Source organism: Desulfocucumis palustris (assembly GCF_002933875.1).
In the GTDB taxonomy this organism is placed as follows: Bacteria; Bacillota; Desulfotomaculia; order Desulfotomaculales; family Desulfocucumaceae; genus Desulfocucumis; species Desulfocucumis palustris.
The window spans coordinates 16,745-41,023 of sequence record NZ_BFAV01000172.1; the positions used below are offsets into that span (position 1 = coordinate 16,745).

31 protein-coding genes and 1 riboswitch are annotated in these 24,279 nt (G+C 48.9%); of the genes, 7 read left to right on the top strand and 24 right to left on the bottom strand.

The window, feature by feature from the left end; all coding sequences use genetic code 11:
- Positions 1 to 155: 155 nt before the first annotated feature.
- Both nusG and DCCM_RS18345 read right to left on the bottom strand, forming a co-directional pair.
- Complete coding sequence (gene nusG, locus DCCM_RS16835) at positions 156 to 692, bottom strand: transcription termination/antitermination protein NusG (RefSeq protein ID WP_104373549.1); 537 nt, start codon at positions 690 to 692, stop codon at positions 156 to 158.
- Positions 692 to 982 carry a hypothetical protein gene (locus tag DCCM_RS18345; RefSeq protein ID WP_128739182.1) on the bottom strand — a complete coding sequence of 97 codons (291 nt, stop codon included), beginning with the start codon at positions 980 to 982 and terminating at the stop codon, positions 692 to 694. Before DCCM_RS18345 ends, nusG begins: the two co-directional genes overlap by 1 nt.
- 108 nt (positions 983 to 1,090) lie before the next feature.
- A riboswitch (cyclic di-GMP riboswitch) is annotated at positions 1,091 to 1,180 on the bottom strand.
- An 81-nt stretch (positions 1,181 to 1,261) separates the two neighbouring features.
- Between DCCM_RS18345 and DCCM_RS16840 the strand changes: the two genes are divergently transcribed.
- Positions 1,262 to 1,948 (top strand): LytR/AlgR family response regulator transcription factor, encoded by a 687-nt coding sequence (locus DCCM_RS16840; RefSeq protein ID WP_128739183.1) that lies wholly within the window; start codon positions 1,262 to 1,264, stop codon positions 1,946 to 1,948.
- Positions 1,949 to 2,744: 796 nt separating this feature from the next.
- Here the strand turns inward: DCCM_RS16840 and DCCM_RS16845 are convergent.
- From DCCM_RS16845 to DCCM_RS18825, 22 genes are all read right to left on the bottom strand, one after another.
- Complete coding sequence (locus DCCM_RS16845) at positions 2,745 to 3,275, bottom strand: phage holin family protein (protein ID WP_104373551.1); 531 nt, start codon at positions 3,273 to 3,275, stop codon at positions 2,745 to 2,747.
- A gap of 128 nt (positions 3,276 to 3,403) precedes the next feature.
- Positions 3,404 to 3,736: a hypothetical protein gene (locus DCCM_RS16850; protein WP_104373552.1), complete on the bottom strand. Its 333-nt coding sequence runs from the start codon at positions 3,734 to 3,736 to the stop codon at positions 3,404 to 3,406.
- A 3-nt stretch (positions 3,737 to 3,739) separates the two neighbouring features.
- A complete protein-coding gene (locus DCCM_RS16855; protein ID WP_104373553.1) occupies positions 3,740 to 4,204 on the bottom strand; it encodes a hypothetical protein in 465 nt (154 codons plus the stop codon).
- 14 nt (positions 4,205 to 4,218) lie between these two features.
- Complete coding sequence (locus tag DCCM_RS19365; protein ID WP_231702833.1) at positions 4,219 to 4,542, bottom strand: hypothetical protein; 324 nt, start codon at positions 4,540 to 4,542, stop codon at positions 4,219 to 4,221.
- Positions 4,512 to 4,973 (bottom strand): hypothetical protein, encoded by a 462-nt coding sequence (locus DCCM_RS19370; protein ID WP_231702834.1) that lies wholly within the window; start codon positions 4,971 to 4,973, stop codon positions 4,512 to 4,514. The genes DCCM_RS19365 and DCCM_RS19370 overlap by 31 nt, the downstream gene beginning before the upstream one ends.
- Positions 4,974 to 5,098: 125 nt before the next feature.
- A complete protein-coding gene (locus DCCM_RS16865) occupies positions 5,099 to 6,424 on the bottom strand; it encodes a radical SAM peptide maturase, CXXX-repeat target family (protein WP_104373555.1) in 1,326 nt (441 codons plus the stop codon).
- 9 nt (positions 6,425 to 6,433) lie between these two features.
- Complete coding sequence (locus tag DCCM_RS16870; RefSeq protein ID WP_104373556.1) at positions 6,434 to 7,108, bottom strand: hypothetical protein; 675 nt, start codon at positions 7,106 to 7,108, stop codon at positions 6,434 to 6,436.
- Positions 7,101 to 7,688 (bottom strand): putative phage tail protein, encoded by a 588-nt coding sequence (locus tag DCCM_RS16875; RefSeq protein WP_207655624.1) that lies wholly within the window; start codon positions 7,686 to 7,688, stop codon positions 7,101 to 7,103. Before DCCM_RS16875 ends, DCCM_RS16870 begins: the two co-directional genes overlap by 8 nt.
- The gene (locus DCCM_RS16880) at positions 7,685 to 8,797 is read right to left on the bottom strand and encodes a baseplate J/gp47 family protein (protein ID WP_104373557.1); all 1,113 of its coding nucleotides are present in this window, start codon (positions 8,795 to 8,797) and stop codon (positions 7,685 to 7,687) included. The genes DCCM_RS16875 and DCCM_RS16880 overlap by 4 nt, the downstream gene beginning before the upstream one ends.
- The gene (locus DCCM_RS16885) at positions 8,797 to 9,252 is read right to left on the bottom strand and encodes a DUF2634 domain-containing protein (protein WP_104373558.1); all 456 of its coding nucleotides are present in this window, start codon (positions 9,250 to 9,252) and stop codon (positions 8,797 to 8,799) included. The genes DCCM_RS16880 and DCCM_RS16885 overlap by 1 nt, the downstream gene beginning before the upstream one ends.
- The gene (locus tag DCCM_RS16890) at positions 9,245 to 9,658 is read right to left on the bottom strand and encodes a DUF2577 family protein (protein WP_104373559.1); all 414 of its coding nucleotides are present in this window, start codon (positions 9,656 to 9,658) and stop codon (positions 9,245 to 9,247) included. The genes DCCM_RS16885 and DCCM_RS16890 overlap by 8 nt, the downstream gene beginning before the upstream one ends.
- Positions 9,645 to 10,646, bottom strand: a complete 1,002-nt coding sequence (locus tag DCCM_RS16895) for an XkdQ/YqbQ family protein (RefSeq protein ID WP_104373560.1) — start codon at positions 10,644 to 10,646, stop codon at positions 9,645 to 9,647. Before DCCM_RS16895 ends, DCCM_RS16890 begins: the two co-directional genes overlap by 14 nt.
- Complete coding sequence (locus DCCM_RS16900) at positions 10,643 to 11,293, bottom strand: LysM peptidoglycan-binding domain-containing protein (protein ID WP_104373561.1); 651 nt, start codon at positions 11,291 to 11,293, stop codon at positions 10,643 to 10,645. The genes DCCM_RS16895 and DCCM_RS16900 overlap by 4 nt, the downstream gene beginning before the upstream one ends.
- Positions 11,294 to 11,333: 40 nt before the next feature.
- On the bottom strand, positions 11,334 to 12,782 hold the full coding sequence (locus tag DCCM_RS16905; protein ID WP_104373562.1) for a hypothetical protein: 1,449 nt from the start codon (positions 12,780 to 12,782) through the stop codon (positions 11,334 to 11,336).
- Between the two features lie 4 nt (positions 12,783 to 12,786).
- Positions 12,787 to 12,924, bottom strand: coding sequence for a hypothetical protein (locus DCCM_RS18820; protein ID WP_165792230.1), 138 nt, complete (start codon positions 12,922 to 12,924; stop codon positions 12,787 to 12,789).
- A 23-nt stretch (positions 12,925 to 12,947) separates the two neighbouring features.
- Positions 12,948 to 13,352 carry a phage tail assembly chaperone gene (locus DCCM_RS16910; protein WP_104373563.1) on the bottom strand — a complete coding sequence of 135 codons (405 nt, stop codon included), beginning with the start codon at positions 13,350 to 13,352 and terminating at the stop codon, positions 12,948 to 12,950.
- A gap of 11 nt (positions 13,353 to 13,363) precedes the next feature.
- Entirely contained in the window at positions 13,364 to 13,771 is a 408-nt protein-coding gene (locus tag DCCM_RS16915) for a phage tail tube protein (RefSeq protein WP_104373564.1), read from the bottom strand.
- 12 nt (positions 13,772 to 13,783) lie between these two features.
- Positions 13,784 to 15,256 carry a phage tail sheath family protein gene (locus DCCM_RS16920; RefSeq protein ID WP_104373565.1) on the bottom strand — a complete coding sequence of 491 codons (1,473 nt, stop codon included), beginning with the start codon at positions 15,254 to 15,256 and terminating at the stop codon, positions 13,784 to 13,786.
- A gap of 181 nt (positions 15,257 to 15,437) precedes the next feature.
- Positions 15,438 to 16,349, bottom strand: coding sequence for a hypothetical protein (locus DCCM_RS16930; RefSeq protein ID WP_104373567.1), 912 nt, complete (start codon positions 16,347 to 16,349; stop codon positions 15,438 to 15,440).
- Between the two features lie 13 nt (positions 16,350 to 16,362).
- The gene (locus tag DCCM_RS16935; protein ID WP_104373568.1) at positions 16,363 to 16,839 is read right to left on the bottom strand and encodes a sigma factor-like helix-turn-helix DNA-binding protein; all 477 of its coding nucleotides are present in this window, start codon (positions 16,837 to 16,839) and stop codon (positions 16,363 to 16,365) included.
- Between the two features lie 93 nt (positions 16,840 to 16,932).
- The gene (locus DCCM_RS16940) at positions 16,933 to 17,718 is read right to left on the bottom strand and encodes a sigma-70 family RNA polymerase sigma factor (protein ID WP_104373569.1); all 786 of its coding nucleotides are present in this window, start codon (positions 17,716 to 17,718) and stop codon (positions 16,933 to 16,935) included.
- A 214-nt stretch (positions 17,719 to 17,932) separates the two neighbouring features.
- A complete protein-coding gene (locus DCCM_RS18825) occupies positions 17,933 to 18,103 on the bottom strand; it encodes a hypothetical protein (RefSeq protein WP_165792231.1) in 171 nt (56 codons plus the stop codon).
- Positions 18,104 to 18,353: 250 nt separating this feature from the next.
- Between DCCM_RS18825 and DCCM_RS16945 the strand changes: the two genes are divergently transcribed.
- The 6 genes from DCCM_RS16945 (at position 18,354) to DCCM_RS16970 (ending at position 24,187) form a co-directional block, all read left to right on the top strand.
- On the top strand, positions 18,354 to 18,875 hold the full coding sequence (locus tag DCCM_RS16945) for a helix-turn-helix domain-containing protein (protein ID WP_104373570.1): 522 nt from the start codon (positions 18,354 to 18,356) through the stop codon (positions 18,873 to 18,875).
- Positions 18,876 to 18,982: 107 nt separating this feature from the next.
- The gene (locus DCCM_RS16950; RefSeq protein ID WP_104373571.1) at positions 18,983 to 19,483 is read left to right on the top strand and encodes an ImmA/IrrE family metallo-endopeptidase; all 501 of its coding nucleotides are present in this window, start codon (positions 18,983 to 18,985) and stop codon (positions 19,481 to 19,483) included.
- 122 nt (positions 19,484 to 19,605) lie between these two features.
- Positions 19,606 to 20,667, top strand: coding sequence for a hypothetical protein (locus DCCM_RS16955; protein ID WP_104373631.1), 1,062 nt, complete (start codon positions 19,606 to 19,608; stop codon positions 20,665 to 20,667).
- Between the two features lie 33 nt (positions 20,668 to 20,700).
- Positions 20,701 to 21,549, top strand: a complete 849-nt coding sequence (locus DCCM_RS16960) for a hypothetical protein (protein WP_104373572.1) — start codon at positions 20,701 to 20,703, stop codon at positions 21,547 to 21,549.
- A gap of 179 nt (positions 21,550 to 21,728) precedes the next feature.
- Positions 21,729 to 24,014 (top strand): dynamin family protein, encoded by a 2,286-nt coding sequence (locus DCCM_RS16965; protein WP_104373573.1) that lies wholly within the window; start codon positions 21,729 to 21,731, stop codon positions 24,012 to 24,014.
- The gene (locus tag DCCM_RS16970; protein ID WP_104373574.1) at positions 23,993 to 24,187 is read left to right on the top strand and encodes a hypothetical protein; all 195 of its coding nucleotides are present in this window, start codon (positions 23,993 to 23,995) and stop codon (positions 24,185 to 24,187) included. Before DCCM_RS16965 ends, DCCM_RS16970 begins: the two co-directional genes overlap by 22 nt.
- The last annotated feature ends 92 nt before the right edge of the window (positions 24,188 to 24,279 follow it).

Sequence of the window (24,279 nt, forward strand, 5' to 3'; positions counted from 1 at the left end):
ACAATGGTCTCCGAAATGATGTTGCAAATAATGACCTTCCCGTAATAATCCGCCTTTACCCTGCCCTGGCCCCGCCCTAATGATGACTTTTACAAGTGGTTGACTATCCGGTTGTATTAATTGATATCAGGGTCGCAATGCTTGCTTCCAAACCGTCATAATGCCAGCTCCACCGGTTCCATCATCAGCCGTATAAGCATTTTTTCGCTATACGACTCAACGAAAAAAACCTGTGCGGATTTCATCAGGTTGCGGACATATTGTAAGGGCAGGCGGATAACTGATTTTTTATTTCGTTTGGCTTCGATTATCCGGCTGAATTTGGCTTTTATTGATTCTAATATTGAAGTATCGGGTTTGTCAAATTCGGCCTGGTTTTCACAGCGGGAAAGTATGCGCTCCATTTCCTCCTCGGATATTGTCCCGTTAAGTATACCATAAACATGGGGCAACCTCCTGAGATAATGCCACAATTGATCCGTCAAAATGCATTTTACAAATACGTATCCCGTTATTATCGGCTCATACATGACTTTTTTACTGGAAAACACCGCAATTTTTTTTAATGGGGCTACAGCCTTGTCAATTAACCGGCCTAAGTTTTCCATACCCTTCAAATCAAATTTAACGGACCACTCCACGTCTATTTCCTTACCACTATGAACTTGCAGTGCTATCCAGTTATAGGCCATTATTTCTTCCTCCCATGGATACTTTTGATATAATCCCTTTTAGCAGCGTCCTCTTCCAGCTTGTAAATATTTATCAGGGTGCCCGAATTCTTTAAATAGTCTATTCTTGTGTTGATATGGGCGATTTCTTTAGTAATTTTTCTATTCCGGCGAAGGGTTTTCTCTTCTTCCATACGCACAAACTCTCCAAAACCCTTAGCCTGGAGCTGGCGATTTGTTCGGGAGAGATTTCTTCTGTCCACCTTTAACAGGTTAATCTCACGGCTAATGAACTCGTCTAATATTAACACCCCCTTTTAACATTTATCCCCGGATGAATGTACTAAAAACGGTTTTGCCATGTATTTGCCCAAATATCCAAACAAAAACACTTCCAGGTTCCGAAAGTGTTTTTTATTCCCGGCATCCTGGCAATCATACTGACAGTATCAGCTTAGACCCACGGCTTTGCGACCCCGGCTTTCGCAACGGGTTTGCCTTTGTCAAATTTTGTGTTTTTTGTATTCTTAAAGGTTAATTTGTCTTATTGTAGAAATATTTATTTAAAATATACCTTCGGGGATGGTTTTATGTTGAAGTGTATTGTGATAGATGATAACGATATTGCCCGTGAGTATTTTGTTGAGTTACTCCGTTTGACTGGAATGATTGTTGTGGTAGGTGACTATGGCGAGCCTTACAAGGGTATTTTAATGGTCAACCAATTATCACCCGACGCGGTCTTTTTAGATATTCAAATGGAACCCCTGAGCGGTTTGGAAGTGGCGAAGGCTCTCATTGCCAAAAATAACCCTCCTGAAATAGTTTTTATAACGGGCTATCCGGAATATGCCCAGCAGGCCTATGAAATAAACGCGGTTGACTATGTTATGAAGCCATACGATTTTCCCCGCATTATTACATCAGTTAACCGGATTATTGACCGATTGCAGCCGAGGAACAGGAAGGTTATTTTTAAAAATGGCAGCGCTACCTATTATGTTGAGCCATCTGATATTATTTTTATTGAAACCCTGAATAAAAGGTCCATTGTTCACTGTTTTGACGGAAAGCTGACAATTAATGAAACATTGACCTCCATCGAGAGGAGGTTGCTTGGCTTTGGCGATTTCGTGAGGTCCCACAGGTCATTTTTAGTTAACCGGTCCTGGATTAAAGCTATTTCAAAGGACACTAAGAACACCTATAAGATTTACTTTAAAAACTACAGTGGAACTGCCGATCTATCTTTCGACAATGTTCAACATTTTTTATAGTCCGGGGCTTGCTCCTTGATCCCGGCAGACTCTTTAATAATGCGCCACTACATGTGTTTAACGGCCTGTTGCTTCCGGTTTCCACATCTCATGTTAAAAATCATAGCATTTTTTGTCGTTAAATCAATAGGTTTTGCGCCAAAACAGGTTTTAATGCCCCGAAAGCCGAATTTTAGAGTATGAATCCCGCTATTTTAACAAAAACCTTTTTTAATGCTCCCGCCTACATTTCCATAAAATCCCTTTGACGGCAAATAAAAAAACCCCCACTCCTGCCCGCAAGCAGACATGGGGGTCTTTTTCATTAAATGGCAACCGACCCTTCTGCAGCCGGTTTTGCATGTGCGCAAACCTTGCAGGCTGCACGCATACTCCGCCCTCGCCCTTCTCGTGGCAGCTCCTGTCAGCATTTTCCCACGGGGGCCTTGCGGTCTACACACTCCATGCCGTCCACAGGCGCATGAAGCAGAACCATTGCACCTTCGCCCTGTTCTTTCCCTGCCTTTACGTCAAGCTGGGTCCGGTGTCAAACAGTGTAATAAAAAATTTGTAATTATTATACCTATTTTGGTTTTTTTATGCAATAACTTTATTTGCTTTCACAGGGAAATTTTATAAATCCCGCACGGCTTTTTATTTCCGTATAAGGAAAATTCAATGGAAGACTTTGTTTAAGAATCCATACCTTTTATCCCCCGGCTTGGAAGCCGGGCTGCCAACCCGGCGGCTCTCTCTTCATCTTTTTTTCGCCGTCTGAATCACTATGCGATTGTCCACCAAATTATTCCCCCGGTTGTCAACCCGAAATTTGCTTATCCTTCTTTACTCCGTCATATTGAATATCGTCAAGCGTATCTTTGCCGCCCTGCATCACCCTTGTTTTTTCCCTTTTAAAACGCAGAAGCAAAGGCTTCAGATCCTCAGCTCCCGCATCAATAAGATTTTCAATTATGGAGTGCACCTCCACCAAAAACAGCAGGCAGTATATGATTGAACTGAAAAGAACAGGCACGGCTTCGATTTCAACTATATATTTGGACTGGTGGGCCAGCACGGTCATAAAAAAATAAGCCGCTATTTTTATGGCCGTCCCGTGAAACATTTTTTTGGAGGATATTTGCGATTGCCTGGTGGCCTGCCAAAAGCCGCCGTACTTGACACTCAATGCCACCAAACGGGTTAAAAGGTCGATGACAACCGCAATCCAAAGCGCGTAAAAGGCTGCCGTCGGAGCAACCAGATAGGTTAAAACGCCTAAAAATATGCCGCCCAACTGGGCGGCATGGTTATTTATTATGTTGGTAAAAAGATTATACAGGTTGTCCAATTAACCACCTCTCAGCTAAATCGTATGACTATTTTTATCATCCCCAAAGGGTGAATTTGGAAATGACATAGACTTAATTTAAGTGGGTTGTCTCTTTGCTGACTTAAATATTTGGTGCGTATTTTAAGTCAATCACACCAAAACATCAACTTCTGTCTCGGACTCATTCCAAAGTTAATACCGGAATCCTTTACCTTTTGCAAACCTTCCTCACCCAACAGGGCTATGAAAGCTTCATGAATAACCCGTAGTTCATCAGCATGCAACTTGGTATACGACTGCATAAACACTTCCCAGCTTAACTCATTGGCCTTTTCGTTCGTCCGGTTCATGTAGGACGCAAACAAGTTCTCATGCGAAGTTTTTTGCAGGTCGATAAGCTGCAGTTTTTTAACCGACTCTTCCGGTAAATTGAAGCACTGCTTACCGCCCTTTTTAAGGGATAGAATATTATTCAACATAAATTACACCCCCAAAGACAGGGATTGTACCTTGATAATTGCCTTTTCAATCAGTACGCTGTCCCGGGCCGAGATAGCCAACATTGAAAGCCTTTTATAATAATCAAAAGTGTTGTAGTCTGTGCTGAAGGCATATACATCCTTGTTAAGCTCGGTCTGCACAGTGCTTTTCAAAGTCGCCAAATCAGTTACGTCAAGCATTGTAAGGCTTAAAATTCCCAAATAATACGCCGTGTCTATAAAGTTAAGGCCACTGATAACGGTTTGTAGAAAAGAAACCTTGTCAGCAGTTGCGTTGTTAATGGCATCCTGCAGTGTGCCGCAAATTTGTTGCTTGCCGTCATCGGGTAATTCTGTGCTATTCAGCGTTTTGATTTCAGTCGTAACTGTGGTGTCAGAATTGAGAAGTTTGTTGTAAAAACTTAGAGTTGCCACAAGGATGTCCTGCTGTTCCTGAAGAGTAGCCATGCTATTTTCCTCCTTTATGAAACTGTTATTTGATTTTCCAGGGTCTGAATATAGGTTATCGCACCAATAATATCATTCATCCTAATGATCCGGCCCTGGTTTACCAGGAAGTTTTTCGTGCTATCCACAGCCTTAATGTCGAGAACAACCTTATTGAAATGCTCCAACTTTACCGGTGCGCCAATCATCGGCTCCACGACATAGCCGTCATCCGGCCTGGTTTTGCTTCTCCTGGTCAACTCATTACGGATGGCGGTTTTTAACTCCAGAAAGTCATTCTTTAGGATAAATCCTCTATTCCTGATGTTTAGCCCCAGGTTTGCAATGGCCTGGGCCATGTTTGCTGCCATGCAAGCGTTATCACAATGACTTGTGCATGTTCCTGTGCAAGCTGTACATCCACCCGAACAATTACCTGAGCATGTGCCCGAACAGCTTGTATAACAACCTGTATAACAACCGCCAACACAACTACCTGAACAGCCTGTGCATGATGTACAATTACCAGTACAATCATTGGAACACCCAGTAGCGCAAACATTGGTGCAAAATCCAAGACATGTGCTAGCGCATCCAATACCGCAGCCGGAACAACCTGTGCATCCAAGCGTGCAATCGTTGGCGCATTGTATTGCACATGTTCCAGAACATGTGTCGCTGCATGTGCCAATACAGGAACCCGTACACCCGCCGCTGCAAGTACCGGCACAAGTATTTGTGCAACTACTACAACCATAGGCACATTGACCACCACATCCAGAACATGCACCACAACCACCAGTGCAGTGAGTTACACATGTATCTGTGCATCCCGCACACATCGCCGTGCAACCGGTACAGGTACCACAGGATGTATAGCAGGAACCAGAGCAACTTCCGTAGCAAGCCAAGACCTCACCTCCCTTGTAGTAGATTTATAAATTCCCCCGGCACATTGTCATCAAAACTTTGGTCAAGTCCCAGGTCCCTATAAAGTCGGTTCCAGTAGTAGACATTTGCGGCAACCCGGGCATGTTGCATATCGCAGATGAAGGTGGCCCGGACGTTGGGATCGCCAAAACGATCATAATTATATCCGGTGCAAAGGCTGCATCCGGCTGCAATTTGGCAGTCAATGCATTTCTGAGCCGATTGGCTAATCATGTCAATCTCTTTTAACCTGCGGAGCCATGGGTTTTCTTCTCTCCGGTCAAGACCGCGCCATATATCTCCGATAGACTGCTCCTTGCGTCCAGGTGTGGACATGGAGTATTCCATGAACCGAATACAGGGGAAACACTTCCCGTCCGTTCCAATCGCCAGCATCTGCCCGTTTCCCCCGCACCAGTTGCGTGTTTCGGTAAGTGGCTTACCGATTGCCTCGTTAAACAGGCTGGTATACACCTTGCCGTAAAGCTCGTTGTCAATCAGGTAGTCAGCCAACCCAACCATTTCACGGTAAAGTATCCGGGCGTGCTCAAGAGTCCATCCTTCCTCAAAACAGCAATTCGTAAACGCCCCGACAATGCCCAGGCTCCAGACGTTTTCCAGCGCCGGCCGCAGGTACCGGACATTATCCGGGGATAGGGTGATCTTCGTTTGCGGCCTGGCCTCGTTCTGTATCCACTTCCGGGCAGCCCGTTCCACAATGTCATAACTGCCACTGCCATCAGGGAACACACGGCAGGCGTCGTGCAGTTCCCTGTTACCGTCAATGGTGAGGCCCACGCTTACCTTCCCGGGGTTGCGCCACAGGAACCGCTGCACTTTCTCGGTGTCATACAGGATACCGTTTGTGGTCAAGCTTATCATGTAATTCAGTGCCCACGGGTGATTAAATTCGAACGCCCGGAATTTGAAGTATTCAACAATATAATCAATAAGGTCAATTTCCAACAGGGGTTCCCCCCCTATGAATTCCAGGATAACTCCCGGCGAAACAATCTCAGAATAATACCCGTTCACCTTCTTTTTGTCGAACAAAAAATCAACCGCCCTTTTAGCAGTCTCTTTTGTCATTACGTTATTGGATTTATGGACCTCGTAGCAGTATTTGCAAGCGAGATTACATTTCTCCGTGACCACAAAAGTGATGTTTTTTACCTTGAGATCGGGGTTTAAGCTGCATCCTTCCAGGATGTTATCCCTTTCCTCTTCCGTCATAATGAGTTTTGAAAAATAGTCCTGCCACTGCTCGAAGTCGGCTTCTGTAAGATATAGGCCGTTTTTAGGGGTTATCATGTTTACCTCCTATGCATAGGACGCCGGAACCGCTGGGGATAGTCCGATTATGTCAAGAGATATGGTTATGTTATTGGTAAGGCTACCACGGGCCGTCACCTCAAATTTTAAATCAAGCGGCAACAACAGTATGCCGGCAGATAGCCCATACTTTAACTCAAAAGGAACATACAGGAAGCTGTAATCAGTGGTGCCGTTATTGAAATCTGTACCCAAAAAGCTAATGTCTGCAAGTGTGATATAATTACCGACAGCGTTCTTTGCGCTCACTACGGCCCTTAATACAGCCGTGGTGGACGCTGCGTTACTGGTTTTTGCCCGCATTATAAAGGCGTATTTGTGGTATCCCAGTTCATTAACCGGAATAAACGCCCCAATGCTGTTTGCTATGGCCGTCAACACGGTAACGTCGACATTTGTGGTTATAGCCCTGGTACATATACCTTTTGAGGCATATGTGTCAACGGTCAGCCCCAGGGGCAGCGTTATGCCAATGACACCGTTCAAATCGTTTATGGAATACAGCTTTCCATGAAACATATTTTCGGCCAAATGCACAGCAAAATCTGAAGCCTTCGCTGCGTTTTGATCTATCAAATCAATGTTTTCATTGTAGGCTGCACGGCTTACAGCTTCATTCCCTAATGGTTTTTTCAATCCAAGCCTTGGCGTGATATCAGGCATTTAACCATCCCCCTGTCTCAAAGTCATTCCAGGCCAGAACCTTTGCATCTAATTGGTCCCAGGTAATACTTTGGACGTCGAAATCATCCCATAAAAGATAGCGGAAATTATAACTCACCGCCAGGTGAGCAGGTTTAATGTCCTCTATGGCGTTTTTTAAGTCTTCCAGGTTGGGCGGAATTCCGTATGTGTCCACAAATTTAACGGTGAATTGATAAAGCTCCGGCTGCTCTGTCACCTCCACGGCCCCGCCGTCATATGCTTCACAAGCGGCCTTTACCAATTGAATTGTTACCATACCCACACCCCGGATTTTGGATACAATCCTGTCCTGCCGCTGCTTGTCGGGCTTGCCGACGTAGTTTACGAGGCCCAGTTCCTCCTCCCACCGGTCCAGTCCCCAACTGGCTGTCCTGGCAAACCACTGGTCCAGAATCTCTTTTACACCTTGCTTAAACTGGTCCAGTTCCGGTCCAACAGCCTGCAAATAGGATTTAAACACCCGGCTTGTCTCATAATATTTGGGGCAATTGGCCAGCATGGCCTTGCCCCGGGGGCTGGTTAGAATGTCGGCGCTCAATTTAACGTCACCGCCCCCATGACGGCCACCTGGCCGGACATTACCGCCACGTTTCCGGTTCCCCCGTTAACCTGCAGGTCGCTGTAATCCTGCACACCCTCGGTATCCAGCAGCAAAGACCCGATCCTGACATAGCGCACCGTAGGATCGCCGGAGAAGGCCAGGCTTTCCAGGTAGTCTTGGAGTGCCGCTTCAAAAAGGCTCCTTACTTCAGCCGGGGTCCTGGTGCCGGAAAGGACAACAACGGCGGTTACATCAATGTTCACCATGGCGGCCGCCGTTACCGTCACCGCCGCCCCAATGGGCGCCTTTCCCTCCCCCATGCCCGGGTTTGGGTCAATATACCCTTGCGCCGCGTCCACAATGGCCTGGCTGGCCGGCTGTTTGTCCCTGTCCAGGAGAACAACCTTCACGGTGCCCGGTCCGTTCCACAAGGGTATCACCTGGACCGCCCCCACTCCGGCGACCTCCAGCGCCCATTGCATGTAATCGGCCTTGTTTCCGCTGGTTCCCGGGGTTCTAACCCTGGTTAAAAACCTGTCCCTTAAATCATCATCAGATTCCGTATCCGCTCCCCCTGTTACCGGGGATTCGTTTGTTACCGCGGATACCCCGTTGACGGGGGTTGCCAGCAACCCGACGGCACCCGCCGCCACGTTGCCTGTTTTGCCGGCCTCCGCCGCTTCAATGTCAGCGAACACGTATCCCTCAGCCGGAATAACAGCCGCCTGTTTGGTTACAAATTCCACAGCCCCGGTGTTCGTTACCAGGTCCGCCGCGGTGCTTACCGTTGTGCCGGCCGGTATAACGGTTCCCGCCACGCCGGTGAATCTGACCTGGCCGGCAGACTTAACCGCCGGCTTTCTGCTGATTCCGTGCTCATCGCATCTGGCGTCCAGGTATTCGCCAAAGGTGGTGCCGGCAAAACCCCGGTTAAGATATTCCCCCATATCCGCTTTCATTTGCGCTATTTCGTTGGACACGCCGGCCAGGGCGTCATATATGTAGCTGCCCTCGGATTTGTCAATGTCATCAGCCACCCTGTCCAGCATCCTGCTCAGAATGTTATATTCACTTTCATTTGTCAGAAAATCAGGCAGTTCCGACATCAGCTTAATTTCACCTCGCTCCCGATGGTTGTTTTCTCCCCCCGCACAGTGGTGATGTCGCAGGTAAAATACAGGGCGTCTTCCCGCCACGAAAAGGAGAAATTATTAACCTCAGCTGTCCTGGGGTCAACCAGCAGCGCCTCCCCGGTCATGCGCTCAACTTCACTTTCAATAATTGCCCTTGAATACCCGCGCCCCGCAAGCTCCTCGTACTCACTGCCGTAATTCCGGCTATATATCAGATAACGGTATCGCTGGGTCAACAGGGTTTTTTGACACCACTCCATGTAAGCCTCAATACCTTCCGCGGTTGCCACTCCGCCCGAGGGAGTCAGAATAAAATCCCCCGCCCCGAAATCAAAGCGCCAGCTTCTCCCGAATAACGCTTCGCCTTCGCTGAACCGGTTAATTTCAGGAGCATTAATTGTTGTCTCAGTTGGGAAAAGGTTAGGCATTTGGCATCACCCTCGCTAATATGACAAAATCCTGGCCGCCGTTAACCGGTGCCACCAGTACCCTGTCGCCGGTTTTTAATCCTTGCTTTAATTCCAGACGCACATCCTCAAATTCCCGGGCGTTGAAACTGTATTTTGTCAAGGCCGATGTGCCGGCTCCCGGCAGGGGATTACCCTGCCCGTCCACCGGACTTGTGGCGGTTCCAACCAGGAAAAAATCCGGAAGATGTATTTTAACCAGCCAATCTGCTATCAGGAAATCCTTTATTTCATGTTTAAAGTTATCCAGCTTCAGCCCCGCGGAGGTGATGGTTCCCAGTTCGCATTGCATTCCTGATGCCGGCCGGCCGGCTTTATCCGTGATCCTTGCTTCCAGCAGGGAAACAATCTGTTTAAAAGGATCCATTAAAATACCGCCTCCTGACCAATTCGGCGCCTGCCAGTTCCAGGCTCATGTGGCCGGGGCCGCCCAGTTCGTGTTTTACCGAGGTGACCAGCAATTCCCAGCCGTTCAGGCTTACTTTGTCGCCGGCCCTGATTGTGTTGACATCCAGACCTCTGACAGTCACCGTTTCCTGAATCCCGGCAAGCAATTTTTGCCCCGCGGTTTTGGCCTGGCCCGCACTGGTAATCTTGCTGTCAATCAGAACTTTCTGCAATGTCCCCAGTTTTTCCGTCTCACCCTTGACCAGGGCCAGTACGGGGGAACGCTTGTCTTCGGGAGCATTGCCCAGAACCTTTACCTGGGTGATTGCACCCTCCAGGGTCCGGCGCTGGTTTATTTCTTCCAGGTTTTGTTCCGTTTCAAGGGCCCAGATGGTTGAATTGCCGCCAATTCTGTATAATTCCAGCCCGTTGGGAGTCATCCGGGGCCGGTACATTTCCCCGCCCTTTTTAACGGTATCCGCCAAATCAGCCCTTATCATGGAATAAACCGATTGGGCACGGTATACCGCCTTGGCCAGCGGAGTTTTTGTGTCGGCCAGCCCGGAAGCCAGGGTGATATTCCAGTCGCCGGCATATTTTTTAAGCCTCTGGGTTGCGGTTTGGCCTGCGGGGAACAGATACTCGTCCTCACTTCTGGAAAGGTATATTGTTTTGTCGTAAACCCCCACATTCAGGTGTTTTTGTCCCCGGAAAGAGCTGTAGCACTCCCACACCACGCCCGGCTGCAGCAGGTATTGCATAACGTTGCCGCCAAAGGGCAGGCCGGAGACCCGGATATCCTGCCCGGGGGTTATGGCTGGAAAATCAGCGGTTGCAACCAGTCTGATATCCGCGTGATAGGCTATATCATCCAAGGACTCTTCCAGGGTTATGCTCTCCACAAGCTCCCGGAGATAATACCGGTTGTCCAGAACCACCTCGTATTTGCCGCTTCCCGGATTAATCATTTGGGCATCACCAGCTTCATTCCCGGGTAAATCAAATCCGGGTCGGGGCCGATTATCTTTTTATTGTTTGAGTAGATATCCTTCCACCTTGAGCCGTCACCGTAATTCAGTTTCGCTATGGCCCAAAGGGTGTCCCCGGACTTTACCTTATATTCCCCGGCAACCGGTTTTAAATCTTGCCTTTGGGCTTTCAGCCCGCCCGTGGAAGAAAGCGAAGCCGCCGCCTCCGCGGCGGTCCTGACCTTAATCTCACGCCATGTCCGGCAGGTCAGGTCGTAATAAACGTCACCGGGATAACCGCCTTTGAAGACGCTGGTATGAGCGGATATCAACACCGGCACGTTTATAATGGTTCCGGTTATATTCAGCCTGACGGGCTTGCGGCTTATCATCCATGCCGTCAACCGGTTCATGGCCTGCTGGGGGTCGGGCAGGTCGGAATAACGGCAAAAGGACGGGTCATATTCCATGGGAAAAAAAGAAGAGAAGGTGATATCTTTTACCTTCTCCCCGGTGGGAAAGTCAATTTCCCCGAGATTTATTATGTCAACCGTTTCATATTGCTTTTCCCGCCGGATTGTTACTTCTTCCGGGTTCACCGGCAGCTGTAATTCCGGTCCCTCGGGGTCCGATAAGATGAAATCCAAGGAGATTCACCTCCCTTTTTAATGCCGGCGGCCAATGAGGCTAGGCATAGGCCGGACCAAGGCCGCCGCTTCTGTTTTGGTATGCCTTGCGGAATTCCCTTGCAATTTTTAAGGCTATTTCATCGCCCAAACCGGCGGCATCCGCCTGGCTGTTAACGGTAACGTTTACTGAAACCTTTTGATTGATCCGCGGGTTGTTATTGTTGTATTTATTGGTTAAACCGCCGGATATACCATCCATGGGGGGTAACATCAGCTCAATATCTTTAATATTGCTTTTTCTCCGGCTCATGCCTTTTATAGTTTCCAATTGAAAATTCTTATACCGGTTGTTTTTATTAAATGAATTAAATAAATCTCGCTTATAAATATAAACATCCGCATTTAAATCATTAATAGTTCGTAAAGGGCGGATAGCTTTTTGGGTCATAAGAGAGGCAGGATTGGCATAACTGTTGTTGGGCAAATTTTGTTCTAAAATGTTATTTTTGTAACGTGCAGCAGCCATCTTGCCGGTTTGTAATGAATTGTGAAAGCGGTCCCCGGTGTTTTGAGTTAGTTCAATAAATTTATCGAAAGCCCATCCTGATAATTCATCGCCCACAAACCCTCCTATAAAGTTTCCAACTGCGCCACCTGCAGGGCCTCCAACGAAAGCGCCTCCCAGCATCCCTAATGTGCTGCCGATACCACTACCGGCAGTGGTAACTAATAGTCTTGCTAACTCTAAATTCCTTTCTTTCCCTTTTTTGTTTCGAAGAATATTACCCACTTCAAGAATTCTTAAACCAATTCCCAAATACCCGGCCCTTTTAGCAATATATGTCAGCCTGTTCGCTTCATGTATATTTATCGGCATTGCATCTGATAATATTTCTGCGGTTGAACCAATGCCATCTATCAAATCTTCGCTGGAGCCAATAAGATCTTCACTGCTAAATGCAACTTTTTCCAGCAGTTTTTTTATGTGCGCACTGATGGATTTATTTTTTTGCTCAGCAATTATTGCCTTATTTGAAAAGCCCAGCTTATTCTTATTGATTTCATTGATCTTATTTATCATTACCCGCTCTTTAATGGGATAAATAGGATCAACCGCGTATAATATATCCTTAATCCTCTGACCTGCTACATAACTATTCTTATTCAAATCGGCAATGGATCGCAAAGGTTTTGTAAGCATATTTTTTGTTGGTATGGCATCAGTTTCCAATTTTAAATGGAAACTGATGCTGCTCTCTGTAGCTTTTTTCCAGCGCTCTGTCTCTTTGTATCCCGAACCGCCAGCCGCCCTATTAGGGCTTTTCATAATTAAATGTCGATTTACATTTGGGACGCCTATGTTACTATACTTTTTTAAATTATTGATAGTCCGCGAGGTGAAAAATGCCTTATTAAAATTACGCTCAACCGCCCTTTTTCTGCGCTCCGCCTCTTCATCCCCCGGCCCCCCTGAAGTCCTGCCTAATTTATAATTAATATCAAACACGCCGCTAACCCTCCTTCCGCGCCCCGTCTCCGGCTTCCAGCTCAATCTCCGTACTGGCTAAAAGAAAAAGCTGTTCCCCCCGGGGCAGCTTCCAGAAATCCCCGGGAAGCAGGTGGTGCCGCACCCACATAAAGTGCAGCACCCCCGGCAGCCCCCCGGAGTTGATCAGTTTTTTACATCATCAAGAGAAATATTGAAGCCGCTTAAATCAAGAACCGTTTCCCCAAGGGCGGAAAGCTCCCCGGCCAGCAATACCCGTTTGATTATTTCCTCCGGCCCGGAAGCCTTATGCTTGGCCAGCAGCTTGCCGTCCCCCCAGTTCGGGGATACCGTCGCCGCTTCAATAAGGGCCACGTTAAAGTCCTCTTCATCTATATGCTCGATTACCTGGCCCCGGCGCTCCCTGCGCCGGGTGCAGCGCTCCCGGATGCCGAAAACCTGTTTCCCGGTCAATCCCCTCAACGTCACCGGGATACCCAGGCGGGGAAGGGTAACAGTCTTTTCAGGAAGGGAATCGGCCTCCAGCAGCCTGTTGATTATCTGTTCGCCGGTCATTTTTTCCATATCCATGCCAATCACCCCTATGCCACGATGGGATCCAGAAGCTCGTATTCCTCAAAGGTGAATTTAACTTCCTCCGTCACGGGTTCCCCGGCTTTCCAGCTAGCCAGCTGAAGTCCGTCCACCAGCACGTTTTTCAGTCTAATCCTTTCAAAGCCGTATGCCTCGGGGTCGTCCAGCTTGGAGATAATTTCAAACTTGCTGAAACCCCGCTGCAGCATACCGCTGGTTACTTTAAAGCCGCTCATGGTGCCGCTGCCTTTTAGAGGACCTTTCTTATACCTCTTCCAGACATCGCCGGACAAAAGAATTTCCTTCTTGTCCATTTCAACATTGGCCACAAGGCTGTTAAAATTGGTTTGCCACTGGCCGTCGATAAAAACCTGACCATAAGTTCCCAGAATGGTTCTGCCGGCATCCAAAGACAATTAAGCCACCTCCTACTTCACAATAAAAGTGCCGAATATTTGTTCCATAACGTCGGTGAGCCTGGCCTCCCACCTTAGATATACCTGGTCCGGCTCCGGGGTATTGACGGCCCCGGTTCCGTAATAATCCGGGTCCAGATATACATCCCAGCCGGTATTTTCTATAATTCCGGCCTGTGCCAGAGACTGCATGTACTGTTTACAGGCCCCGATCAGGGCCAGGCGCCCTTCCTCGGTGTTGTTGACCTTGCCTATATAATTGTCCTCGGCGGCCCTTAACAGGTCCGTATTGACAGCATCCATTACCCTGATGGTCCTGATCTTTTTCCAGGAATTGTTTTGCCCCTGGCGAAGGGTCACCAGGGAATTCATCCCCCGCAAGGCCTTAACCAGCAATCCGTCATGGAAGAGCAGGAAAACTCCCCCGGCAACGGCCTGCTCCATCTCGGAGCGGGTCCACCGTCTGGTCACGTCATCAAAGGGTGTTGCCGCGTAAGTGGTCGCCTCGCTGAGTTTCTGGCCGGCTATAAGCCCGGCCACATAGGCCGAAAGCTGCGCGCTGGAATAGGCAACACCATCCAGAATGGCGCCCGTCCCGACGTTGACAATCCCTTCATGGTTAAACCCGGCGCTTCTGGCTATGGCCTTGCCCACCGCCTCGGGCGCAGTGTCGTCGGAGGCCTGTCCGCCGAGAACCGCTATTATGCCTTTTCCTTCTTCCCTCATCCGTCCGGCCCAGGATACCAGGGATGTTTGTATGGCCGGATCATAAACACCGTCCAGGGCGATCAGATTAAAATCCCGGGTTTCAAAAGCCGTAAGGGCGCCGGCGTATTCCGCGGCTCCTATTGAAGCAATGCCGGAATTCCCGCCGCTGAGCGGCTGGTCCGGCACACCGGCGATTGTGCCGTCGCCGCCGGCCAGTTTGGCCGCCCTCACCCACTTGTTTGCAGGGTCGCTATTTATGGCGGCAACCGCATTGTCCACCACCCCGGCGCCTTTGTTAAAGGTAAAGGTTCTGAGTAACACGGAGCCCTCAAAAAGCTGTAGATCCTGTTTGTTTACGCCGTCGGCGGGGTTGTCCCCGACGGTGATTTTAAAGTTGTTGCCCCTGGCGCCTTCATACCTGGCCGTTATTCCCAGGACATCCGCGGCCGACCCGTCCTTTAAAGTCACACCGGCTTTAGCCGCGCTGCCGTCAGCCAGCCGGTAGGCCAAAACTTTACCGGCCCCTCCCAGCAGAATCAATTTAAGGGTTGTTGCCGCCGTGGAGCCTCCGGTGTGATCCGCGGAAAAATAATCATTTATCGCCGCTTCGCTGTTTATCTCAACGAACTCCCTTACCGGGCCCCAGTGAGCCTTCACCGGCGCCACCACCACGCCCCTGGCGCCGGGCTGTATAGCCGCCAGGGCGGCAGCCTCAAAATTCAGATACAATCCCGGAAGCACAGGTATTTCAGTTGCCGACCATGTTCCGCCCGCCATTAGCAAATCCTCTCCTTTATTATTTTATTTCCGGCTTTTAGAAGCGGTGTGCCATACCACACGAGAATTTCACACTCATCACCTCCGCTAAAATCAAATATAAGTGAGCCTTGGGTTCCGCCGGGAAGTCCCCATTCCAAGCCTTCCTTACTTGCGAAGCGAGAGCGAAGGGAGGGGTGGTTCACATAGTCCCCTTATTGTGTACGGCTGAGATAAGTGGAGCCTCATCCCCGGCTCTGCTTGCCAGTTGCCTGAGGGTTACCGATAATTGACCGGTGTTGAAGGCGTCGGCCTCATATTCAACCCTGGGGCGGCCAACAGTAAGATACCGTCTGTCGGCGCCGTCCAATAAAATTTTTATCGCGCCGCCCAATTGCCGGGCGATCATGACAACGGCCCACTGTTGCTCATTTATGCCGGCGCCTAAAACATGCCCCGTAAAGGTTTTTTGCACCTCGAAGAAATACCGGGCCCTCTCCCTTGTCTCAACTTTGGAGAGACGCCAGAGCACCGCGGGGTTTTTATAATTAACCGGCCAAAGATTGCGGTAAACCGCCCAGCCCGTGCCCAGCAGGGACTCCGTCCATCCGGACAGGGCTTCCAGCCAGGGGTCGTTCTCCACATTATCCGTTCCCGGTACTGGCTGCAGCGCCAGAACAACGAATTTCAGGCCCCTGGATATTACATCCAGTCCGGTATCTATGCAGTCGCCGCCCAGGGTGCCCAGGTAGCGGCAGGTGAACCAATCTCCGCCGCTTGCCGTAAGCTGCTGACCTTCTAATGCCCCGGTGATTTTTTCAACCAGATTGTCCACATTTTGAAATGACTCCGAGGCTGAAACATATGGCCATATCTCAATGTTTCTCAAAAAGCCGGCCCAGGGAGTTACATCCGGTCCCATGCGGACCGAAAGGACTCCGGCATCCACATTATTTCCAAACAGATCCGCCCGGGGAAGTTCCTTGGAGTCCGCCCCCTGTTTCAAAACCAGATAGGGCTTTGCCGTGTTTGCATTTGCCGTATGAAATTCAAGCACTCTGCCTTCAATTTCCGGAATGACATCAATTAATTTTTGACCAATCGCCGCTCTCATTATATTTAACGTGCTACACCTCCTGTCCTAAGGACTCCCTCTCACTTATTGTTTGCTTTCGTACGACAAGCGCGATTTTTTTCTCGGCACGGCGCACTAGATTCTGAACGCTGCCCTTGTTGCAGCCCATGAGTTCCCCGGCCTGGGCAAAGGAGTAGCAATGTCCGCGGACCAGCCTGAAGGCCTCTCTCTCCCTTGCGGACAGGGAGGACAGCAGCCTTTCCAGAAGCTGTACCATCCAGTCCGGAGCGGATTTTACGGAATCACTGCTTTTCAGAAAGCGTGAGATTAAAAACGGGTCCACCGGCACTTCCCTTTTTTCACGGCTCCATCTGGCAACGCTCCACTTTTTGCCGGGCACCCGCCCTGTTTCCATGTATTCTATCGCCCACAGGGTATCCGATATCATGCTCCTGCCGTGTATCGGCGATATATTGCTCCTGCGCAACAGGCTCAATGATTTTTTATATTCATCTATCAGCTCTTTCACAGCGCTCACTCCAGTCGGTAAAAATCCCGCGGGAAGTAACCGATAATGATTTACAGCTTTAGAGTAGAACTAAAAAGAAAAAAAAGAACACCCTTACAGGTGCTCCCCATTTTTTTCCATTAAGGCGATAATCTTTTTCATTACCCGGCTGACCTTCATCTTGCTGACATTTATTTTCTTTGCTATTTCAGATTGATTTAACCCCTGCAGCTTCAGTCCGAAAATAGCGCCCTCTTTCTCACCCAGCAGCTCTTTAACCTTTTTAATAACACTCTCCAGGTATAACCGGTCAACAGTTTCCAATTCAATATCATAACTGTCCTCCAGCATGTCCAGCAGGGTTATATGTCCGTCAGACAACTGACCCCGGGAATTTTTATTCCCCACCGGCTCATCCAGGGACCTGATATACTGACCTATCCCAAGAGCTTTAGTCACTTTCTCCCGGCTTTCACCCAACAGCTCGGCAATTTTACCGGGCCGGGGCAAATAGCCCAAATCATCCTCAAGCCTCTTAATCCTTAAGATAAGGTCATTTGCCGCCCGGGTGGGCCGGATGGGGCAATAGTGATCCCGGATGAAGCATCTCACCTCTCTTGCAACGGCAATAACCGAAAAGGAAGAAAATTTTGTGCCCCTTTCCGTATCAAAAGCATTTATAGCTTTAATCAGACCGATGCGCCCCACCTGCAGAATATCGTCCTTGTCCAGACAGGAGTTCTTAATCATCTGCTCGGGGTTACCCACGTATTTGTGGATGGAGTACCAGATAAGCTTTTCATTGGCCAGCAATACTTCGCCCATGTATACACTGTCAGATTTACACCTTTCAACATTAGCCTTGACGTTCAGTGAATACTTCTGATCGTATTTATTCATCGGCTCTACCCCTGTATTAATTTCAAAAAGATTTTGTATGGCCGGACATCCCTCAAATACCCGGCCATACTATAGGCCCTGCCGCCGCCCGGCGGCCATGATCAAGCCATATCAAAAACCGCGCTGCCGCCGTTCACATCCCGCCCCGGCACACCCCGACGCGAGCAGCGCAGTTGATTTTTAGTTGCCGGGAGAAAAACAAAAGGCCCGGGGTCTAATCCCGGGCCTCCCGTTTATACGAGTCAGCCTTCCAAACTTCCTTTATCTCGCCCCATACCGCTCTGCTATCCTGAACCTTCAGGATAACCTCGCCGTATTGGAGCTTGTCAATTTCCTTTGATTTTTTTTTGATTTGCGTAATTAATTGTTCCGAGACCCTCTCCAATAAGAACCACCTCGCAATAATTACACATTACGTGTATACGGGATGTGTTTTTTTGCCGCAAGCCGCGGCACGGCTATATTATGGCCATGTGTCAAAACAGCCGGATTACACGTAACGTAAAATTCATATCATCATTATAATTTTCCAACAGGGGTGTGTCAATAAAAATTTTACTAAATGTGAAATTATTTATCATTACGTGAAATGTGTGGTATAATATTTTAAATTAATATATTTGAGGTTGATTGCAATGAATCTAGGGAATAGATTAAAAAAAGCCAGAATGAAAAGGGGCCTTACCCAGATACAGGCGGCCCAAATACTGGGCATCGCAAACACGGCTTTGTCCAATTACGAACGGGGGGAACGGGACCCCGATACCACCCTGCTAAAACGTCTTTCAGAATTATACGGGGTTTCGGCCGACCACCTTTTGAACATTAACATCAATTCAAAAATTGATATTATGGAACTTTTAGAAGACGGAAATACTGAGGTTGACATTGAAGGCCGGCCCTTGACCCTGGAACAAAGGTTAAAAATAAAGTACTTTTTGAGCGGGCTGCTGCGGGTGGAGCAGAGAAATTCAAAGCCGGAGGATGTAAAGTATTTGGAAAATAATTTTTCCGACACCAATTTGGACCGGCAGCTGGATAGGGCCGTGATTGCGGCAAGCCACGAATCCCGGCAATTCCTGCAGGCGTCGCCGGATCTTAGAGAATTGATTAAAGAAGAAGTGGTAAAAATTCTTGAGGAAAGAAAAAGCAAATGAAATAATAAATTGAAAAGCAGTTTTAATAATTGCCACAAAAACTACCCCAGGGTAGTTTTTATGGTTTCCAAACCATTCGACAATTATTGACATGGGTGAGGTATTATATGGATCAGAAAATTCAATCTCTCTGGGAAATTGCCGAAAAGGAAGGAATAGAAGTAAGATACACAAATCTGCATAAAAAAGACCCGAAACTGAATGGACTATACGTATGGGCGTATAATCTGCCCATAATACTTTTGGACAATTCCCTGCAGTGGAACTGGCCGCAATTTCGTTGCGTTTTTGCCGAGGAAGTAGGTCACTATTATACCTCGGCAAAATCCAATCTACTGATAGCCCAGCCAAGTTACCAGGATAAAATGAATCTCAGCCGGGATGAATACCGGGCAATGTGCTGGGCAACGGATTATTTAATACCCGATATTGATTTAAACAGCGCAATAAATTCGGGGAAAATCAGTTCACCTTCGGAGCTGTCCGATTATTTCGAGGTAACCGAGGCTTTTTTAAATCATAAATTGGAGATATTTAAGAAAAGAAAGGAATCCGGCGGCGGAATTTTTAAAATTAATTTGCCCGCCCCGTTGGACCGGCCCGTCTGAGTTTCCGGCAGGTTGCCTGTAAAGCGGCACGTCCTGGCGGGACCTGCCCCGGGAATAAAAATTTGCCGGTAAACTCAAATGCTGTTACAATATTTGAAATTCTAATTTATGGCGGTGGCATCATGGCAAATTCCTTCTGGCTGTATAGAATATTTGATGTGGCGGAAGAAATCAACCTGGAAAGGGTGGAACAAATACTGGCTCAAACAGGATCCACCTCCCGGATGAAACTTTCCAGGGTCCGCTCCAAATCCATTCAGATAAAAAACCCCCCGGTAACCATAGAACTTGGAGAAGAAACGGTAACCGCCCTGCAAATGCCTTTTAAGGCAACCTTCTCCGCCAGGATATTCGATCTGGGTGTAATAAGCATTGTGTTAAGGATTACCCTGCCACTTGAATTTGACTATGATAATATCCATAAATTATCCGTATATATGTACAACACAGACGATATGGAGCCTCTTTTTGAAAATAAACTTTCGCAGATCCAGCGCACGCTTCAGGACGCGATGTTCAAGCCGGTGCTTTCGGGCTTTGTGGAGGATTACATAATATACTTCTTCCGCAATTGGAATCCCGAATGGGACCCGGCCCCCCTGCTGCTGGCGGAAACGGAGCCTTTAAGCGATCAGGTCCGGCGGGAACTGACGGCCAACTCCTTCGTCTACGGCAGGGAGGATCTGGCAGTGATAACCTGGGACTCCGCCCTGGTATACGACGCCTCGGGCAGCGCGGATATACCGGACCTGCTGGAATTCGCCAACTCCCAGCTGCTGGAGCTGCGCTACTACGACAACCTGCTCAGTGACGAGATGAGGAAAATGTACCAGGCCATCGAGGATGTGGGTACTGTTCCGAAATACGGACGCCGCAGGCAATACCGCAAAATTATGAACGAATTGATGGAACTGGTGGCGGATGTAAGTGAAATCACCGAGCGCATACATAATTCCCTGAAGGTTACCGAGGATATTTTCTACGCCAGGGTATACGGCTCGGCGCTGAATATATTCCGCACCCGGGCCTGGGCGGACAGCATTGAAAGAAAAATATCCATCATCCAGCAGAGCTACTCCATGCTCAGCGATGAAATCGTCACCCAGCAGTCCGCCATAATGGAACTGGCCATAGTGCTGCTGATCATGCTGGAAATAGTATTGGGATTAAACAAGCTGTTATAGACTCTGAATATTCGACTCTGGAGACTGATGCAAATGCGTAAACAGGAACGTTTGCTGACCACCGCCGAAGTTTGCTCGACCCTGGGCGTAACCCCGGCAAAAGTCCGGCTGCTCACCGATGAGGGCTACCTGGAAATACAGGGCAAGCAAAAACTCAAGCATGGCGATGTAAATCTCTATAGTCCCGAGCAGGTTGAATCCCTGACCCGGGAAATGCCCAGGATACTGGCTAACTGGGCCACCCGGGAAAACGCCCGGTTCGGCGCGGCCCGCTCCGGCAGGATAAGGGCCTTTGAATCGGCCAACGCCTGGGAAGTCAGGAAGGACCGCGAACGTTTCCTGGCATCCCTGAACCCCGCCCCGGAGAAAACCGCCGATCTATTAAGGGTATCCTACTATCTGTATCACCTCAATCACTACGCCAAGGCCGGGCAGAAATACCTCTACGACCTGAAGGAAAAAGTTTTAAAATCCATGGCCCAAAATTTTATAGAAGAACCGGAGTTGGAAATCGTTAAGGTAGAAGGGTTACAGCAGATTAACCTCTGCCAGAACTGCCGGGCAAAGGCCAGGTCCATGGGCCTTAGCTACGCTGAAATGGCCAGGTCCGGCGAAGGATGCCCCCGCTGCGCCAGAAACAACAGCTACTACGATCTCTTCGAATTCAACATCGCCTGGGGCGAACACCGTTTTTCCTTCCACACCCCCTTTTCGGTGGCCAGAAAGTGGTTTTCCCAAAACCGGCAGCTGCCCCGCAGAAATCGCGGGCACCAGCAGGAACAGGGACTGACCTTCGGACGCCCCATCACCGAAAGGGAAGCCCGGGCGCTGCCCATGGACGAAGTATTGAAACAGCTGGATTTTTTTCTTGAGAAATACTAAATTAAGGCAATCCTTCCTGAGATTGTTTGTAAATAAGGATTTTGGCGGCCAAAGAAAAAAAAATACGCCCTGACCGTTAACCCGCCCACAGGCGGTTTTTTTATTTAAAAATGACACTCATTAAACTCCGGTGATTCTAATATATTCCATTAGGAGTAATTAATACCGGAGTGGTTGTTATGGAAGACGTTTATAAATTAATCAATCAGGCCCGGGAACTGGGCCGCTTCTGGTCCGACATCCGGCTGCCGGAAGTGATTTTTATGGGACCGGTGAATAGCGGTAAATCCACCCTGATAAACGGCCTGCTTCAGTCGGAAATATGCCCGGTGGACGCCTCACCATGCACTTTCATTCCCATCCGGCTGACCGCGGGCAGCGCTTTTTACGCGGAAGCCCATTTAAGGGGCAAGACCCGGCGGATTATGGACAAAAGACAGCTTGCGGATTTAGTCAGGCGGAAAGCCCCGGGTAAGGTCACCGGAAGTATAGAGATAAGACATACCGCGGATATTCTTAACTGGTGCTCCCTGGTGGACGCCCCCGGGTCCGGCCTGAGCACGGAAACCGACCGACTGCTGGATAAACTGGTGGCCGGCAGCCCCGCGGAGATAATTTTCCTGTTGCACCAGAGGGGAATGGATTCCTCCATCCACAGTTATTTAAACGGCATTAGAAAGCTCATACAGTCCGGCAATATAAACATATCCTTCTGGATAAACGCAAACACGGGGCTCAGCGACGGCTCCACCCTGCGGGAAACCGTCGCCTCCCTGCGGCAATTGCTTCCCGGCCGGAGCGGAGTACAGCTAATCAGCACCAAAGACCACAAAAGTATTGAATTACTGTCCCTGTACATAAAAACCTCCATGGCCGGAAGGATGCTAAAACAGATTGAAAAACAGCTCCGGAGCATGGACGGGAGCCTGCCGGTGAGGCTTGGCAAAATCACCGGCATCAAGGACGACGGGGAATTCCTGAGGCAATTCTGGGATTTGCACCAGGATGCCCGGCAACTCCTGCTGGCCCGGGAGGCGATATCATCCCTGCCCGGAGCCGGGGGCAGAATACACTGGCTTTTGAATGATAACGCCAGGCGTCTGGTGCTATTGGACGTACCTTCCGGAGCAGCCCTGAAGCAGCGGGGAAAACATTCCGGGCAGCCGCTGAAAATGGAACAACTGATTAAAGAAATGGCCGGGGACAGTATCCTGAACAAAATAATACCCGCTCCGGGACTGAAAGACCTTGCTGAAAAAATCAATAACCGGAAATGCGTAATTGAGGTGGTGGGCACCTTTTCTTCCGGAAAGACCACATTTCTTAATGCCCTGCTGGGGGAGAGCATCCTGCCCACCGGAGACAAGGCAACCACTTCCAGCACTGTTGTCATCGCTTACGGCTCTGAAAAAAAAGCGGTGGTCCGCTCACTCTTGCAGCCGGTATTTAACCCCGTGCGGAAAAAAGACGGAAAATACGTGCCGGACGCCAGGGAAATGAAGGCCCTGCAAAGCCTTATAAATGATAAGGAATTTTTTTCAGTGGTGGCGGATGTGGAAATAGCGGTGGAAAAAAGCTTTCACCGCATTCCAAAGGACGAATTGGCAGCTGCGCTGGAGGATACCCTGTCCCAATTAAGCAGGGAGAAAAAAGCCGGTTCCGCAGGCAAAATAGCCTCCCTGCTGCCCGGATTCATATCCAAAAAGGCGCCGTCCAGGGAAAATCCGCCGCTTATGGCGGTTCGCCTGACACTCAGCAATCCCCTGCGCTTTGTTTTCGACCTGGATAACCCCGGGCAGAGGGAGCGGTATGTTAAAATAACCTCCCCTCCTTATTCCTTCATCATTGAAAATGTGGAAGTTTTCCACCCGTCCATGCCCCTGAGGAAAGCATATTTGGTGGACACCCCCGGCTGGGATTCCCCGGACAATCCCCGGGATGTGAAAAAGCCTGTCTTTTCACACCGGGCGGATATAAGGCTGCACTTCCTTCACGGTAAACATCTGGCCTCCGATGTGAGGGATCCTCCTGAAAGCAGCCTGCCGGAGGTCTATTACGTTATCAATTTCGCCGACACCTTGAATCAGCTGGAAAGAGAAAAGGCTTCCCTTTTTATCAGGATAAAATTGCCCGCCCAAAGCGGCAAACAACCTCTCCCCTATCCCCGGGTATACATGATATCGGCCCTTGAGGCTCTACGGGGCGGGGACGAGGGATTCAGCCGCCTGGTCCGCCAGCTGGCCCGGGGCGTTGAGGACCGTCACCTGCGAATGCTCCGGGAAACCGGAGAACAACTCGGTTCCATGCTTGGGGAAGCGTTAGAGCGTTGTTCTTCCGGAAGAACCGGAAGCGGAGACTCCAGGAATGCGGCAAAAATAAAAAAATATCTGGAGGAGCTAAAATCTTTGTCTAAAACGTCCAACATGCCGGGGGGGAATAAATTATGGAAAACGCCAGGCTGCTAGATGAAAGGCTGAAAAAGATAATTAAGGAAATAGGCAGCAAGACCGGGGAAGAAGTAAAATCGCTGGTTATTGGAGATATCATCCGGGAAGTGGAAACGATTACCGCCAGAAATAGTCAGCGCCAGTTGATAAAAATGCTCTCCATGCTGAAAAAGGCCGTAGACGATATTTAATGTGGACATTCCTTCGGAGGGCTGTTAGTAACCGGCGATTTTTAACCAACATAAGAAGGTGTGTCCCCTAACCTTATTAAGGAGGTATTTCT

Bases quoted from the DNA above. Each gene is read 5' to 3' on its own strand.
- nusG (WP_104373549.1), bottom strand. From the start codon at position 692: ATGGCCTATAACTGGATAGCACTGCAAGTTCATAGTGGTAAGGAAATA.
- DCCM_RS16840 (WP_128739183.1), top strand. From the start codon at position 1,262: ATGTTGAAGTGTATTGTGATAGATGATAACGATATTGCCCGTGAGTAT.
- DCCM_RS16850 (WP_104373552.1), bottom strand. From the start codon at position 3,736: ATGTTGAATAATATTCTATCCCTTAAAAAGGGCGGTAAGCAGTGCTTC.
- DCCM_RS16855 (WP_104373553.1), bottom strand. From the start codon at position 4,204: ATGGCTACTCTTCAGGAACAGCAGGACATCCTTGTGGCAACTCTAAGT.
- DCCM_RS19365 (WP_231702833.1), bottom strand. From the start codon at position 4,542: ATGGCCCAGGCCATTGCAAACCTGGGGCTAAACATCAGGAATAGAGGA.
- DCCM_RS16865 (WP_104373555.1), bottom strand. From the start codon at position 6,424: ATGATAACCCCTAAAAACGGCCTATATCTTACAGAAGCCGACTTCGAG.
- DCCM_RS16870 (WP_104373556.1), bottom strand. From the start codon at position 7,108: ATGCCTGATATCACGCCAAGGCTTGGATTGAAAAAACCATTAGGGAAT.
- DCCM_RS16880 (WP_104373557.1), bottom strand. From the start codon at position 8,797: ATGTCGGAACTGCCTGATTTTCTGACAAATGAAAGTGAATATAACATT.
- DCCM_RS16885 (WP_104373558.1), bottom strand. From the start codon at position 9,252: ATGCCTAACCTTTTCCCAACTGAGACAACAATTAATGCTCCTGAAATT.
- DCCM_RS16890 (WP_104373559.1), bottom strand. From the start codon at position 9,658: ATGGATCCTTTTAAACAGATTGTTTCCCTGCTGGAAGCAAGGATCACG.
- DCCM_RS16895 (WP_104373560.1), bottom strand. From the start codon at position 10,646: ATGATTAATCCGGGAAGCGGCAAATACGAGGTGGTTCTGGACAACCGG.
- DCCM_RS16910 (WP_104373563.1), bottom strand. From the start codon at position 13,352: ATGGATATGGAAAAAATGACCGGCGAACAGATAATCAACAGGCTGCTG.
- DCCM_RS16920 (WP_104373565.1), bottom strand. From the start codon at position 15,256: ATGGCGGGCGGAACATGGTCGGCAACTGAAATACCTGTGCTTCCGGGA.
- DCCM_RS16930 (WP_104373567.1), bottom strand. From the start codon at position 16,349: ATGAGAGCGGCGATTGGTCAAAAATTAATTGATGTCATTCCGGAAATT.
- DCCM_RS16940 (WP_104373569.1), bottom strand. From the start codon at position 17,718: ATGAATAAATACGATCAGAAGTATTCACTGAACGTCAAGGCTAATGTT.
- DCCM_RS16945 (WP_104373570.1), top strand. From the start codon at position 18,354: ATGAATCTAGGGAATAGATTAAAAAAAGCCAGAATGAAAAGGGGCCTT.
- DCCM_RS16950 (WP_104373571.1), top strand. From the start codon at position 18,983: ATGGATCAGAAAATTCAATCTCTCTGGGAAATTGCCGAAAAGGAAGGA.
- DCCM_RS16955 (WP_104373631.1), top strand. From the start codon at position 19,606: ATGGCAAATTCCTTCTGGCTGTATAGAATATTTGATGTGGCGGAAGAA.
- DCCM_RS16960 (WP_104373572.1), top strand. From the start codon at position 20,701: ATGCGTAAACAGGAACGTTTGCTGACCACCGCCGAAGTTTGCTCGACC.
- DCCM_RS16965 (WP_104373573.1), top strand. From the start codon at position 21,729: ATGGAAGACGTTTATAAATTAATCAATCAGGCCCGGGAACTGGGCCGC.
- DCCM_RS16970 (WP_104373574.1), top strand. From the start codon at position 23,993: ATGGAAAACGCCAGGCTGCTAGATGAAAGGCTGAAAAAGATAATTAAG.